General features: G+C 57.7%; 15 protein-coding genes. 7 read left to right on the forward strand and 8 right to left on the reverse strand.

The window, feature by feature from the left end; all coding sequences use genetic code 11:
- Positions 1-132: 132 nt before the first annotated feature.
- Positions 133-1,542, forward strand: a complete 1,410-nt coding sequence (locus PMYSY11_RS04080) for a GGDEF domain-containing response regulator (protein WP_069902081.1) — start codon at positions 133-135, stop codon at positions 1,540-1,542.
- Between the two features lie 56 nt (positions 1,543-1,598).
- Here PMYSY11_RS04080 and PMYSY11_RS04085 read toward each other — a convergent pair whose 3' ends face one another.
- The 4 genes from PMYSY11_RS04085 to PMYSY11_RS04100 all read right to left on the reverse strand — a co-directional run bounded on the left by PMYSY11_RS04085 (position 1,599) and on the right by PMYSY11_RS04100 (position 6,409).
- Positions 1,599-2,507 (reverse strand): acyltransferase, encoded by a 909-nt coding sequence (locus tag PMYSY11_RS04085; RefSeq protein ID WP_079235646.1) that lies wholly within the window; start codon positions 2,505-2,507, stop codon positions 1,599-1,601.
- A gap of 192 nt (positions 2,508-2,699) precedes the next feature.
- Positions 2,700-4,793, reverse strand: coding sequence for a phosphate acetyltransferase (gene pta, locus PMYSY11_RS04090; protein WP_150548384.1), 2,094 nt, complete (start codon positions 4,791-4,793; stop codon positions 2,700-2,702).
- Between the two features lie 61 nt (positions 4,794-4,854).
- Positions 4,855-6,039, reverse strand: coding sequence for an acetate kinase (locus PMYSY11_RS04095; protein WP_150548385.1), 1,185 nt, complete (start codon positions 6,037-6,039; stop codon positions 4,855-4,857).
- Between the two features lie 37 nt (positions 6,040-6,076).
- Positions 6,077-6,409, reverse strand: coding sequence for a DUF3565 domain-containing protein (locus PMYSY11_RS04100; protein ID WP_075723387.1), 333 nt, complete (start codon positions 6,407-6,409; stop codon positions 6,077-6,079).
- Here PMYSY11_RS04100 and PMYSY11_RS04105 point away from each other — a divergent pair.
- The 5 genes from PMYSY11_RS04105 (at position 6,378) to PMYSY11_RS04125 (ending at position 10,342) form a co-directional block, all read left to right on the forward strand.
- Positions 6,378-6,863 carry an FKBP-type peptidyl-prolyl cis-trans isomerase gene (locus PMYSY11_RS04105; RefSeq protein ID WP_069902084.1) on the forward strand — a complete coding sequence of 162 codons (486 nt, stop codon included), beginning with the start codon at positions 6,378-6,380 and terminating at the stop codon, positions 6,861-6,863. The genes PMYSY11_RS04100 and PMYSY11_RS04105 overlap by 32 nt on opposite strands.
- A 210-nt stretch (positions 6,864-7,073) precedes the next feature.
- Positions 7,074-7,556: a glutathione peroxidase gene (locus PMYSY11_RS04110; protein WP_069902085.1), complete on the forward strand. Its 483-nt coding sequence runs from the start codon at positions 7,074-7,076 to the stop codon at positions 7,554-7,556.
- A gap of 198 nt (positions 7,557-7,754) precedes the next feature.
- Positions 7,755-8,480, forward strand: coding sequence for a nitroreductase family protein (locus tag PMYSY11_RS04115; protein WP_150548386.1), 726 nt, complete (start codon positions 7,755-7,757; stop codon positions 8,478-8,480).
- A 115-nt stretch (positions 8,481-8,595) separates the two neighbouring features.
- Complete coding sequence (locus PMYSY11_RS04120; RefSeq protein WP_150548387.1) at positions 8,596-9,189, forward strand: TetR/AcrR family transcriptional regulator; 594 nt, start codon at positions 8,596-8,598, stop codon at positions 9,187-9,189.
- A 43-nt stretch (positions 9,190-9,232) separates the two neighbouring features.
- Positions 9,233-10,342 (forward strand): NADH:flavin oxidoreductase, encoded by a 1,110-nt coding sequence (locus PMYSY11_RS04125; protein ID WP_150548388.1) that lies wholly within the window; start codon positions 9,233-9,235, stop codon positions 10,340-10,342.
- 52 nt (positions 10,343-10,394) lie between these two features.
- Here the strand turns inward: PMYSY11_RS04125 and PMYSY11_RS04130 are convergent, their stop codons facing one another.
- Together PMYSY11_RS04130 and cysZ are read right to left on the reverse strand one after the other, a co-directional pair.
- Entirely contained in the window at positions 10,395-11,597 is a 1,203-nt protein-coding gene (locus PMYSY11_RS04130; RefSeq protein WP_150548389.1) for a glycosyltransferase family 4 protein, read from the reverse strand.
- 15 nt (positions 11,598-11,612) lie between these two features.
- A complete protein-coding gene (cysZ, locus tag PMYSY11_RS04135) occupies positions 11,613-12,368 on the reverse strand; it encodes a sulfate transporter CysZ (protein ID WP_069902089.1) in 756 nt (251 codons plus the stop codon).
- 273 nt (positions 12,369-12,641) lie between these two features.
- On the opposite strand from cysZ, the gene trxB reads away from it, so the two are divergent.
- On the forward strand, positions 12,642-13,589 hold the full coding sequence (trxB, locus tag PMYSY11_RS04140) for a thioredoxin-disulfide reductase (RefSeq protein WP_150548390.1): 948 nt from the start codon (positions 12,642-12,644) through the stop codon (positions 13,587-13,589).
- A 50-nt stretch (positions 13,590-13,639) separates the two neighbouring features.
- On the opposite strand, the gene PMYSY11_RS04145 is transcribed toward trxB, so the two are convergent.
- Together PMYSY11_RS04145 and PMYSY11_RS04150 are read right to left on the reverse strand one after the other, a co-directional pair.
- Positions 13,640-13,981 (reverse strand): HopJ type III effector protein, encoded by a 342-nt coding sequence (locus tag PMYSY11_RS04145; RefSeq protein WP_069902091.1) that lies wholly within the window; start codon positions 13,979-13,981, stop codon positions 13,640-13,642.
- A gap of 2 nt (positions 13,982-13,983) precedes the next feature.
- Positions 13,984-14,283 (reverse strand): DUF1244 domain-containing protein, encoded by a 300-nt coding sequence (locus PMYSY11_RS04150; RefSeq protein ID WP_069902092.1) that lies wholly within the window; start codon positions 14,281-14,283, stop codon positions 13,984-13,986.
- Positions 14,284-14,399 lie beyond the last annotated feature (116 nt).

The raw sequence follows: 14,399 nt of genomic DNA on the forward strand, positions 1-14,399 counted from the left end.
TGGCATTGTGCTATTTTCTGACAGAGCCAGTTGAAGTTGGGACTGGCGTTCAAGGTCTGCGCGCTGATGCCGATAGACAAAAATAGCCGATCATTTTTTGCAGTGAGCGCGACAAATCGGTTTGGGGGAGGCATGCATATCACGCGTTTGGAAGCTGGGTCTGGTAGTCAATTGATTCTGGTTGTGGATGACCAGCAGGATAACCTTGATGGCGTGAGCGAGTTGCTGGACGACGGTCCCTGGCGGATTGTCTGCGCCAATTCCGGCGCTGGGGCTTTGCGAATCCTGCAAACGCAGGATGTCAGTCTGGTGTTGCTGGATGTGCAAATGCCCGGGATGGACGGTTTCGAAGTCGCCCGGCTTATGCGCGAAGATCCGCGCAGTCGATACACCCCAATCATTTTTCTTTCCGGTCTGGAGCAAAGCCACTCCTTTCTCGCCAAGGGTTACTCTCAGGGCGCGATCGATTTCATCAAAAAGCCCTTCGATCCCGTGGTGCTGCGCCATAAGGTCGAGTCGCTGCTTGAGCATGCGAGGCACCGCCGCGAATTGTTGGCGTTGAGCCAGCAACTGGAGAGCGAGCGCGCCTTCAATGCCTCTATTTTGACCAGTGCCGCTGAAGGCATCATGGTAATCGAGGCTGACGGCGTGATCCGCTTTGCCAACCCAACCATTGCCGCCATGCTCAAGACCTCGGTTGAGGCTTTGCAAGGCGCTCACTTCATGGGCTATATCAAACAACCTGAACAGCCGACTGGCTGGTTGCAATCGGTTATCTATAGCCAATGGCAAACCAATAAGAATTTTCGCCTGACCGACTTCATGCTGCGTTCGCGCATGGGTGAAAGCGTGCCGGTGACATTGTCCTGCGCGCCGTTACCGGGGCCACGCGGCGCGTTGGTATTGATGGCGCTTGATATGACAGTGGAGCGCCATCTGCGCAGCCAACTGGAGTCGCTGACAATTACAGATGCGCTGACGGGGCTGCTCAATCGCCGCGGTTTTTACCAGTCGATGGAGTTGGCGCTGGCGCGCATCGAGCGCACTCAAAAGTCGATGTCGTTGCTGTTTCTCGACCTGGATGGTTTCAAGAAAATCAACGATACCTTGGGCCACGACGCCGGTGATCTTTTACTGCGCCGCGTGAGTGAGATGTTGCAGGGCTGCCTGCGCCCTTACGATACGCTGGCGCGCCTGGGCGGGGATGAGTTCACCGTATTGCTCGATAGCCTCAATACGCCCGAAGATGCCGGGCGCGTGGCGCAAAAACTGATAGATGTGGTTTCAACTCCGCAGAGCATCGACGGCGTCGAGTTCAGTCTGGGCGTCAGCATCGGTGTGGCTTCGATGCCTGAGTGCGGGCAAACAGTGGAGGAGTTGCTGCGCGCCGCTGACATTGCGATGTATGAAGCCAAGCGTAGCGGTCGCCGGCAATTCAAGTATTTCTGCAGTGCCATGCAGGCGCGCGATATTTTGCTCTCGCCGTGTGACAAGCAGCCGGCACTTGGTTTTAGCGAGGCGCTGCGCTCCACACTGAGCTAACCACGCAACGGCCAGCGCCCCAGTGATGGTGCTGGCTGTTGAGTAGTGGAGCGGGGTTATTGGCCGGTGTAATGACCTTGCTTGAGTGCGCTCAACTCGGCGTCTTTTTTCTCCCACAAGGCATTCACCCACTGTTGAAACGCCAGGCGATAGCTTTCGTCCTGATCGTAGCTCTTGCCGAGAAATTCCTGCGGAATCGGCAACGCCTCAAAGCGCACAACCACATCATTCACCTTGCCGGTCAGCAAGTCCCAGAAACCGGGGTTGCCCTGCGGATAGTATATGGTCGAGTTGACGATCTTGTGCATCTGCTCGCCCATCGCATCCAATACAAACGCGACGCCGCCAGCCTTGGGCTTGAGCAAATTGTTGAACGGAGATTGCTGCTGCGCATGCTTGCTCGGATTGAAGCGTGTGCCTTCGAGAAAGTTGAAAATGGCCACAGGGCTGCCGCGAAACTTGTCGCAGGTTTTGCGGGTTGTTTCCAGGTCCTTGCCCTGTTTTTCCGGATGCTTGGCCAGATAGGCTTTGGAGTAACGCTTCATGAACGGAAACTCCAGCGCCCACCAGCACAAGCCAATCACCGGCACCCAGATCAGCTCCTGTTTGAGGAAGAACTTGAGCGGGCGGACGTGGCGATTAAGCAGGTATTGCAACACCAGAATGTCGACCCAGCTCTGGTGGTTACTGGTGACCAGATACGTGTGCTGATAGTCGAGCGCCTGCAAGCCATCCACGTTCCAGCGAATATTACACAGCAGTTTCATCCAGGCTTTATTGCAGCTAATCCAGCCTTCCTGAATGAAATTCATCGCCCAGTTGCAAGCGCGCCGTGCGCCTTTGAAAGGCAGGCAAATTTTCAGCAGGGTTACAGTGAACAGCGGAATACACCAGAACAGGGTGTTAATAGCCAACAGGCTGGCGCTGAGTACGCCGCGCAAAGGGGCAGGGAGAAAGTGCAGCATGCGGGTAGGTGCCTCCATGGAAAGGGCGTTCCCGGTTTATTTATTGCCGCAATCAGGTGCGGCTCTTGGGGTGCGCAGATTACCTTGAAGCCTGCAGACTTAAAATATCGAACTTCGCTGAATTTTTGCTTAATTGGCTGACAATACCGCCATGTTTGCCGCTGTTTGGCCTGAAAGGATCAGGCCAGACGGCTACTGGGGCAGGTTGGCGGCCTGGATGGCGGTGAGGGCGATGGTGTAGACGATGTCATCGACCAATGCCCCGCGCGACAAGTCGTTCACAGGCTTGCGCAAACCCTGCAGCATCGGCCCGACACTGATGCAGTCCGCGCTGCGTTGCACAGCTTTGTAGGTGGTATTGCCAGTGTTCAAGTCGGGGAAGATAAACACCGTCGCCCGGCCTGCTACAGGGCTGTTCGGCGCTTTCTGACGGCCAACGCTCTCGATAGCCGCCGCGTCGTATTGCAGCGGGCCATCGACAAGTAATGCAGGGTCCGCCAGCTTGGCCAGCCGCGTGGCTTCGCGCACCTTTTCGACTTCCTCACCCGTGCCCGAGTCGCCGGTTGAGTAACTAAGCATTGCCACCCGTGGCGGAATCCCGAAGGCCAGAGCCGAGTTCGCGCTCTGCAGGGCGATCTCGGCCAGATCCGGCGCGCTCGGGTCCGGGTTGACTGCGCAGTCGCCATACACCACGACCTGATCGGGCAGCAGCATGAAGAACACCGAGGAAACCAGCTTGTAGCCAGGCGCCGTCTTGATCAATTGCAGCGCCGGGCGAATGGTGTTTGCAGTGGTGTGCACGGCGCCAGATACCAGTCCGTCCACCTCGTCCAGAGCCAGCATCATGGTGCCCAGCACGACCGTGTCTTCCAGTTGAGCGCTGGCCATGGGCGCGTTCAACCCCTTGCCTTTGCGCAGTTCAACCATGGGCTCGACATAACGCTCGCGAATCAGGTCCGGGTCGAGAATTTCCAGATCGTCCGGCAGCTCGATGCCTTGCGCCTTGGCAACGCTGTAGACCTCTTCGGGCTTAGCCAGCAACACGCAGCGGGCAATGCCGCGTGCCTGACAAATAGCCGCTGCCTGAATCGTGCGTGGCTCGTTGCCTTCCGGCAGCACAATGCGTTTATTCGCAGCTTTGGCGCGCTGTACCAGCTGATAGCGAAACGCCGGCGGCGACAAACGCAACTCACGGGGCGTGCCGCAGCGGGTGCTCAACCAGTCGTGATTAATATGGTTGGCCACAAAGTCGGCGACTTTCTCGGCGCGTTCTTTATCGTCTACCGGAATCTCGCGGTTGAGTCGATTGAGGTTGGTCGCGGTATCGTATGAGCCGGTGCTCACGGCCATTACCGGCAGGCCGCTTTGCAGCGCGGTGTGGCACAACTCGATGATTCGCGGGTCCGGGCTGAAGTCGCTGCACAGCAGCAAACCTGCCAGCGGTACACCATTCATAGCGGCCAGGCTGGCGGCGAGAATAATGTCGTCGCGGTCGCCTGGCGTTACTACCAAAGTGCCGGGCGTAAGCAGCTGCACGGTGTTGGCCACCGCGCGTGCGCACAGAACTATCTTGAGCATGCGCCGCTGCTCGTAATCACCGGCATTGAGAACTCTGGCGCCGAGCAGGTCGGCAATGTCGCGCGTGCGCGGTGCGTTCAATTCCGGTTCCCAAGGGATGCAGCCAAGCAGGCGAAAATCATCGCGGCGAAACAGCGGCGAGATTTCCTGCAAGCGTTCGACAAAGGCATCCATACCCGCATCGTGGCGCACCTTGTTGAGGATTACCCCGAGCACTTTCGGGTCTTTCGGGCCACCAAATAACTGCGCCTGAATCTCCACCCGGTCGCACAGTTCATGCAGGCTTTCCTGATCCGGTGCAGAGACCAGAATCACATCGGCATCAAGGCTTTTGGCCAGATGAAAATTGATCCGTGCGGCGTAACTGGCCTGACGAGTGGGGACCATGCCTTCAACAATGACCACATCCTTGCCTTCGGCCGCTTGCTGATAGAGGCTGATGATCTCTTCCAGCAGCTCATCCAGTTGACCGTCACCGAGAATTCTTTCGACATGAGCAAGGCCCAGCGGTTTTGGCGAGTTGAGGCCGTGGGTGCGGGCAATCAACTCACTCGAGCGTTCGGGGCCGGCGTCGCCCTGATGCGGTTGCGCGATTGGCTTGAAGAAGCCGACCTTGAGGCCAGCGCGCTCCAGCGCACCGACCAGTCCGAGGCTGATCGAGGTCAGGCCGACACCAAATCCGGTTGGGGCTACAAAAAAGGTGTGCATGCGGTTTCCTGTCGAGTGCGCGGTAGCGCGTGGTCAGTGAATGACTGCAAGACTGCTTACGTCAGTTAAGCAGAGCCAGCGTGTCGAGGGCGATCTGGCGTTCTTCGTTGGTCGCCACAACCAGCACGCGTGGATGATCTTTAGCGTTAATCGGCCCGCTGATGCCGCGGATCATTCGGGCGTTGGCTTCCTTATCCAGGACCAGGCCAAATAGTTTCAGGTGGGCGACTGTCATCGTGCGAATCAGCGGTGAGTTTTCACCTATGCCGCCGGTGAATATCAGCCCGTCGAATTGCGGCAGTGCGCAACTCAAAGCAGCCAGAGATTTGGCCAGCCGGTAGCAAAACACCTCGATAGCCAACGTGGCTCCGGCATGGCCTTGCTCGCGAGCCTGCTCAAGCGTGCGCATGTCGTTCGACAAGCCGGACAACCCAAGCAAGCCACTTTCGCGGTTGAGCATATGATCGATTTGTTCCAGATCCCAGCCCAGTGTGCGCGCCAAGTGGCTGTGCAGATTGGGGTCGACATCGCCGCTGCGTGTACCCATCACCAAGCCTTCCAAGGGCGTCAAACCCATGCTGGTGTCGCGGCTCTGGCCATTGACGATGGCGCAGGTAGAGCAACCGTTACCAAGGTGTGCGACCAACCAACTGCTATCACCCACTGAAAGCTCGCAAAGCTCGGCGGCGTGGCGGCTGACAAAACGGTGGCTGGTGCCATGAAAACCGTAACGGCGCACCCCGTGCTCGCGATACAGCGACTCGGGCAGTGCATAGCGATAAGCATGCTGGGGCAGCGTTTGATGGAAAGCCGTATCGAACACGGCCACTTGCGGCAAATTGGGGAAGAGCTTCATGGCCACGTCAATGCCCAGCAAGTTCGCCGGGTTGTGCAGCGGCGCGAGCGGGGAGGTGGCTTTGATGGCGTTGAGGGTTGCCTGATTAAGCCGGCTCGCCGTGGTGAATTTTTCTCCGCCGTGTACCACGCGGTGGCCAATGCCGTGGAGTTTACCATTGGCGGCGGCCTGCACTTTTGGCATCAGCTCGGCGAGTGCAGCCTGATGATCGCCGAAAGCCATCATCGCGCTGTGCTTTTTGTCGCCGAGCTGCCAATGCAACACGGCATCCGGGCTGCCGAGTCGCTCGGCGATGCCACTGATGGCAAAGGACTGCTGTGCCTCATTGACCAGAGCAAACTTGATCGATGAGCTGCCGCAATTGATTACCAGAATGTTACGTGCCGACATTGAATAGTCCTTGGCTTAAAGGCCACCGGGTAAATGACTATCGCTTTTCAGCAGCAGTCTCGCTTGCACACCAGCCACAGGCAAATGGCTGGCCAATATGGCGTTGCCGCAATTGCGCATCCAGTACCCATGCCCGGTTCTGCCATGGCGGTTGATGACGCAAGTGCTGAGTGTGGCCACATGACAAGACTGCCACCCAATCACCGTGCTCGTCCTGACGAAAGTCAAGCACGTGAGAGCTTGTACTATCTTTCCGTCTGTCAGCGGTGGGTTCGCTTTCGGGCGTTGGCTTGGTTAAACTTGTCCGTTCTTTAAACTTCTGCAAAAGGTCTCGCCCCATGCTGATCGCTGCCAATAAAGCTGTCTCTATCGACTATACCCTGACCAATGATGCCGGTGAGGTTATCGACAGCTCGGCTGGCGGTGCTCCGCTTGCCTACCTGCACGGTGCCGGTAACATCATCGCTGGTCTGGAAAAAGCCCTGCTGGGCAAACAAGCTGGCGACGAGCTGGACGTCTCCGTTGAGCCAGAAGATGCTTACGGTGAATATAGCGCTGAATTGGTCGCTACTCTCAACCGTTCGATGTTCGAAGGCGTCGACGAGCTGGAAGTCGGCATGCAGTTTCACGCCTCGGGTCCTGATGGCGGCATGCAGATCGTGACTATCCGTGAGCTGGATGGCGACGACGTAATCGTCGACGGCAACCACCCATTGGCTGGCCAGCGTCTGAACTTCAAAGTTAAAGTTGTAAACGTGCGTGACGCCAGCGAAGAAGAAGTGGCTCACGGCCACATCCACGGCGAAGGTGGTCACCAGCACTAATTACTCAAAGCAGGCTGGGTGTGTGTTTATCGCAGTTGCGCGACGCTTGAATGCGTGGCTCAACAGGACGCGATAATGACCGACGTTCTCAAGGCGACTTATGGTTCTGTCATCTGCGCCCAGCACTGCTAATATGAGTAAACCAAAGGCGCCTTATGGCGCCTTTTTGCCCTCTGCCGTACCCCGCAAACGCTCTCCAGGAGTTGATGAATGAGTGCCTTCCACGACATTAATTTGCGAGCACTGGACGGTCAGGATTTACCGCTGGCCCCTTTTAAAGGCCAAGTCGTGCTGGTTGTTAACGTCGCCTCGAAATGCGGGCTTACCCCGCAATACAGCGGACTCGAGCAGCTGTATCAAACCTACCGCGAGCAAGGCTTTACGGTGTTGGGTTTGCCGTGCAATCAATTTGCCGGGCAGGAGCCGGACAGCGAAGAACAGATTCGCGAGTTCTGCACCACGCAATACGGCGTGACGTTTCCATTGGGCAGCAAGATGGATGTTAACGGGGCGGGTCGCCATCCGTTGTACCGCCTGCTGGCGGGCGAGGGCGCCGAGTTTCCTGGCGATATCACCTGGAATTTCGAGAAGTTTCTGGTCGGTCAGGATGGCCGCGTTCTGGCGCGTTTCTCGCCGCGCACAACACCTGATGATCCGGCTCTGATTGCCGCCATCGAGAAGTCTCTCGGCTAGCTTGCAAGCTGGCCACAGGCTTATTCGGCCAGCGGATAAACGATTGCCGGCTCGTTAGCGGGCAGGCAATCAATCCACCTCGCTTAACTCACCTGCATCAATGCGCCAGTTATGCCAACTCAGCGGGCACAACGGCGACATGGCTTGTCCGAACGCCATGATCACGGCTTAATCGGTGCAATCGCCGAGGAGCTTGTGATGAGCGAAGAACCCGTAACATCAGCATCGCCCGAGGCGCTGCGTGCGCTGATTGAAAGTCGTCGCTCGGTCCGCCGTTTCAGCTCCGAGCCGGTTCCCGATGAGTTGATCCGGGACTGTCTGCAAATGGCCGTGCTGGCGCCCAATTCCTGCAACCTGCAACCGTGGAGCTTTCAGGTCATTCGCGACCCGCAATTGCTCGCGCGTCTGCATCCGGTTTGCATGAGCCAGAACGCTGCCAAGGCGCCATTGATCATTGCCGTGTTGGCGCGACCGGATACATGGCGCCAGGCGTGTGAAAATATTATCGAGTACTGGCCAGAGCCAGAAGTGCCGGGGCGAATTCGCCACTTCTATCGCAAGACCGCACCGTTTCAATACAACCAGGGGCCGTTGGGGATACTCGGTTTCTGCAAGAGGCAGATGCTGCGCATTGCCGCATTGCGCAAACCGCTGATGAGAACCCCGAACAGCAAGGCACAGATGCGCATCTGGGCGGTCAAGTCGACGGCGCTCGCGGCGCAGAACCTGATGCTGGCCTTTCAAAGTCATGGCTATGCAACGTGCCCCATGGAAGGCTTTGACGAGGTGCGCCTGCGCAAAACGCTGGATATCCCGCGTGAAGCGCTGCCGATAATGCTGCTGGCAGTCGGTAAGCAAGGCGAGAAGGGCGTGTACAACCCGCGTCTGCGTTTCCCGCTTGAACAGCACGTGACCTGGCTGTAGCAACGACGCTTTCTGCTGCTACCGCGTGGCTGCACTGGGCGTCTGCTGTTGGATAGTTAATCACTAAAATCAATAGTACTGGGAAACCGAGACGACCGGTCATATTGTGCGCGACATGAATCGCTCAATACGTCTCGACAAGCGCGACCTTATCCTCGCCAAAGGTACTGAGGTGATGACCCGCCGGGGTTATCACGGTGCCGGCGTGCAGGAAATCGTCCAGGCTGCGGGGGTGCCCAAAGGCTCCTTCTACCACTATTTCGCCAGCAAGGAAGACTTCGCCCAGCAGGCGTTGGAATACCTGTACGCGCCGCGCTTGCAGCGCTATGCATTGGCGCTGACAAATGCCGAACAGACCCCGTGCGGCCGAATTCTCGATTATTACCAGGACCTGGTTGAGCATTTCGCTGCGCAGGAGAAGCTTGAGTATCACTGCTTCATCGCCAGTCTCGGCTTTGAGATGGCCGAGCTTGCGCCCTCGATCGGCCAGCAGGTTGAGCAGATTTTTCAACGCTCTGCCGAGATTCTCCAAGCCTGCCTTGAAGAGGCGCAGCAGATGGGCGAAATCGGCGCGGATGAAGACTGCGCCAACCTGGCCATGTTTATCACCAACGCCTGGCAAGGGGCGTTAACCCGGCTCAAAGTTTCTGCCAGTACAGAGGCACTAGCGGCCTTCACTCATCGCTTGCGGCTGTTGCTGCAACCCTGAATTTATAGACCTTGAACGAGCCACAATGGCTGCAGGAGTAATTATGAACGCCCCGGTAAATGCACTGTTTCAACCTTTCTCGCTCGGCGCTTTGGAGCTGCCGAGCCGCGTGGTCATGGCGCCAATGACACGCTCGTTTTCACCGGGCGGCGTGCCCAACAGCAAAGTCATCGAATACTACCGTCGCCGCGCTGCTTCGGGTGTTGGCCTGATCATCACCGAAGGCACAACCGTCGGCCACAAAGCCGCCAACGGTTATCCCAATGTGCCGCGCTTCTTTGGCGAAGATGCACTGGCAGGCTGGCAGAAAGTGGTTGAGGCCGTGCACGCTGAAGGCGGCAAGATTGTCCCGCAACTCTGGCATGTCGGCAGCATCCGTCGCGCCGGTACCGAGCCGGACGCCAGCGTTCCGGGTTACGGCCCGAGCGAGAAGGTCAAAGACGGTAATGTCGTGGTTCACGGCATGACTCAGGAAGACATTGATGAGGTCATTCAGGCCTTCACTCAGGCCGCTGTCGATGCGCAACGCATCGGCATGGATGGCGTGGAAATCCATGGCGCACACGGTTATCTGATCGACCAGTTCTTCTGGGAAACCAGCAACCAGCGCACCGATGGTTACGGTGGTGATCTGGCTCAGCGCTCGCGCTTTGCGATCGAGTTGATCAAGTCGATGCGTGCCGCCGTAGGGCCGGGCTTCCCGATCATTCTGCGTTTTTCGCAGTGGAAGCAGCAGGATTACACCGCGCGTCTGGTGCAGACCCCAGAAGAATTGGGCGCATTCCTCAAGCCGCTGGCGGATGCCGGTGTGGACATTTTCCATTGCTCGACTCGCCGTTTCTGGGAGCCGGAGTTTGAAGGCTCAGACCTCAATCTCGCCGGCTGGACCCGTCAGTTGACCGGCAAGCCTACGATCACCGTCGGCAGCGTCGGGCTCGATGGCGAGTTTATGCAGTTCATGGTCAAGACCGACAAAGTAGCCCAGCCGGCCAGCCTGGATGACCTGCTGACCCGTCTGAATAATCAGGAGTTTGATCTGGTCGCCGTCGGCCGCGCGCTGCTGGTTGATCCGGATTGGCTGATCAAGGTCCGCGAAGGCCGCAATCAGGATATTCTGCCCTTCAGCCGCGATGCGTTGATGAGTCTGGTTTAAGCCCGCTCGTTAGCACGTATCCACAAGCCCCGATTATTCGGGGCTTGTCGTTTCAGCGCTGGGTTTGGCCAGCGGGTACTGGATCAGCCGCCTGCATGGCACTGCGCAGGTGCGACTCGAACTGCCCGGTAATATTCTCCCAGCCCTGACGCGCGGCATGTTTGCGCGCGTTGAGGCGGGTTCTGCGCAAATTTTCCGGGGCTTCCAGCAGCCAGCACGCCGCGTCGATAAAGCTCTGTTCATCGCCGGGTATGGCCAGCGCGCCGTTGTAACCGTGGCGAATGTGCTGCGCCGCACCCGCACGATCAAACGCGACCACACCCAAACCTGACGCCAACGCTTCGAGCACTACATTGCCGAAGGTTTCCGACACGCTGGGGAACAGAAACAGGTCTGCACTGGCGTAGTGGCTGGCTAACGCTTCGCCCTGTTGAATGCCGCAGAACACTGCATCGGGCAGTTGTTGCTGCAGGGCTGGGCGGAGCGGGCCATCGCCGACAATCACCAGTTTCAAACGTAAATGGGCAAAGCGTGTTTGGAGTTGAGTGAACGCCGTCCCCAGCAGCCCGAGGTTTTTCTCGGGGGCCATTCTGCCCACGTACATCACCGCAACCGAGTCTTCATCCACGCCCCAGGATTGGCGTAACAAGGCGCAGCGTCTGGCGGGATTGAACAACTGCCCGTCGACCCCGCGCGCCATCAATTCGATTCGCTCGAAACTGTGCCGCAGCAACTCGGTTTTTTGCCCGTTGCAAGGCACCAATGTCAGCTGCGAACGGTTATGAAACCAGCGCAGATATTGGATCAAAGCCTGAGTCAGTAAGCCTGCGCCATAGTGCGCCGCGTAGTGATGGAAGTTGGTGTGAAAGCCGCTGACCACCGGGATCTGCAAACGCCGGGCAGCACGTAAGGCGGACAAACCCAGCAAGCCCTCGGTGGCGATGTAAAGCACATCGGGGCGTTGTTTGCGCCAGCGATTGATCAGTTTGTGCAACGCCGACTGGCCCCACTGCAAGCCGGGATAGCCCGGCAGCGGCCAGCCACGGGTCAGCACCAGTTGTTCATCTTGCGAGGCGCCTTCATCGGTTGCCTGCCTTGGACGTACAAGTTGTACTTGGTGCCCGCGTAGGCGCAGCCCCTCGACCAAGTGGCCAAGCGTATTGGCGACGCCGTTGGTTTCCGGTGCAAAGGTTTCGCTGATCAGTGAGATGTACAGGGAGGGTGTGCTCATGACAGCAGTGTCGGCTGCTGCCATGTAGCCGATATGACGTTATGGTTGCTTTACCGTGACAACGGCATCGCCGCGTTCGCGCACCCAGAACAGCGTTGCTCCGGCAACCGCTGCCGGCATCATCACCAGATTGACCACCGGTACCAGCAAGGCCACATAAGTGATGCCGCCAAAACCAAGAGACTGCCAGCGCTTCTGGCGCAGCCAGGCAAGCATGTCCTGCCAGCTCATTTTGTTGTTATCCGCCGGGTAGTCGATGTATTGGATGGCCATCATCCAGATACCGAACAGCAGCCACAGTGGAGCGGCAACTAAGTTAATTACCGGAATGAATGAAAGGATGAACAGGCCGATCGCGCGCGGCAGAAAATAGCCCAGCTTGCGTAACTCGCGGCCAATAGTGCGCGGCACCATCGCCATGAACTCGGTCCAGCTGAAAGGCGGGAAGTTGTCTTCTCCGCGCACCACGATTTCGACTTTCTCCGAGAGAAAACCGTTAAACGGCGCGGCAATCATATTGGCGAGCATGGTGAAGGTGAAGAACACCATCAGCACAACCAGGGCGCCAAACAGGGGCCAGAGCACATACTCAAGAAAGCTCAGCCAGCTCGGCAGGTTGGGGATGAATGTTTCTACCCAGCCACTGAATTGCTGAATAGCAAAACCGACCAGCGCGATAAACAGAATCACGTTGATGGTCAGTGGCAGCAGCACGAACAGGCGCAAGCCGGGGCGCATGATCAGCCTGAAACCTTCACTCAGGTATTGCGGGCCAGAAAGCACGGGGGCGGGCATAGCGTTCTCCAAGGGTACTTACAGGCGCGACCTTACCGGCTTTAGTGGCGGGTGGAAAGGGCCGCCGTGACGGGTTGGCGCTGAATTTTCGTCACAAATTACGTGATAGCCAATGCCTATCTGACGCATTGGTAATCGGTATTTCCCCGCCTGTGATTGCCTGCGTAGTCTGCGCAGCATTCCAACCGTTTCGGATTTACCGTGGCTACCTTGTCCCGGGTATTGGGTAAATCCGCTTTTATCGCGCCGACAATGCGTCGGCAGGAGCTAGCAATGTCCGCACAACGTCATGCCCGTGTGATTATCCTCGGCTCCGGCCCTGCCGGTTATAGTGCTGCTGTCTACGCCGCCCGGGCCAATCTAAAGCCCTTGCTGATTACCGGCATGCAGGCTGGCGGCCAACTAACCACCACCACCGAGGTCGACAACTGGCCCGGTGACGTGCACGGTTTGACCGGCCCGGCCTTGATGCAGCGCATGCAAGAACACGCCGAACGGTTCGAGACCGAAATCGTTTTCGACCATATCAACGCCGTCGATCTGGCTGGTGCACCGTTTACCCTGGTTGGCGACAGCGCTACCTACAGTTGCGACTCGCTGATTATCGCGACCGGCGCGAGTGCTCGCTATCTGGGTTTGCCGAGTGAAGAGTTGTTCATGGGCAAAGGGGTTTCTGCCTGCGCCACCTGCGATGGATTCTTCTACCGCAACCGCGAGGTCGCTGTAGTTGGTGGCGGCAACACGGCGGTCGAAGAGGCGTTGTATCTGGCTAATATCGCCAGCAAGGTGACGCTGGTGCATCGCCGCGAAACCTTCCGCGCCGAAAAAATCCTCCAGGACAAACTGCAGGCGCGAATCGCCGAGGGCAAGATCGAGTTACGCCTCAACGCACAGGTGGATCAGGTGCTGGGTGATGACATGGGCGTAACAGGCGTGCGCTTGCTCAACAACGATGGCAGCCATGGCGAGTTGAAAGTGGACGGCCTGTTTGTGGCCATCGGGCACACGCCCAACACCTCATTGTTCGAGGGCCAGTTGGCACTGAAAGATGGATATCTGGTGGTCAATGGCGGACGCGATGGCAATGCAACAGCGACCAGCGTCGCGGGCGTGTTTGCCGCTGGTGATGTTGCCGATCACGTTTACCGTCAGGCGATTACCTCAGCAGGTGCCGGCTGTATGGCGGCGCTGGATGTCGAGCGTTATCTCGATAGCATCTGAGGCAGATTCGCAAGCCCCGGCGTTGCCGGGCTTGCGCTTGCACTCGGCGATCAGGCGTTGCGCGTGATCGATTGCTGGCTGAACGATACGCCGGCCAAGCCTGTGGCCATCAATGCACGGATATTGCCGTGGTCGCTGCCATCTGGAGTGGCAACCACGCTGCGATAATGCTCGCCAAAGCACTTGAGCGCTTCTTCATCAGAAAACTTTTCAAGCACAGCCATGCCGAGGGTTTTGCACGAGCCTTCATTTTGCCCGGCAGCATTTTCAACCGCGCCGTTGGTAAAGGCGCTGGGTTGATAGGTGTAATGCTCAGCAATGAATTGCAGGGTGTCTGCAAACATGAAGTCATCGCTTTGCAGGCGTGCACGAAAATCATTCAACGCGGTCATTGTTACTCGCTTTTACCGGTTTGCTGTTTGAAAGCGGCCTTCTGATCGGCAGACGCTTCCTTCTGATACTTCTCTTTCCACACCGCGTACGGCATGCCGTAAATCTCTTCACGTGCCTGATCCGGCGTCACATCCAGACCAAGGTCATCGCCCGCCGCCTTGTACCACTTAGACAGGCAATTACGACAGAAACCGGCCATGTTCATCAGGTCGATATTTTGTACATCCGGGCGGCTGCGCAGGTGTTGTACCAGGCTACGGAAGGCAGCAGCTTCGAGTTCGAGGCGTTCTTGCTCGGTCATATGCAGGCTCTCAAAAAACAGCGGGATGTGCTGAGGCGATGATAAAAGCCTCCCCGGCATACAGCAATGCCTTGCATCAGCTAACTATGAGGAAGCGAGTAAACGGCTACGCAGCC

Source organism: Pseudomonas marincola, from assembly GCF_900682675.2.
Classification (GTDB): domain Bacteria; phylum Pseudomonadota; class Gammaproteobacteria; order Pseudomonadales; family Pseudomonadaceae; genus Aquipseudomonas; species Aquipseudomonas marincola.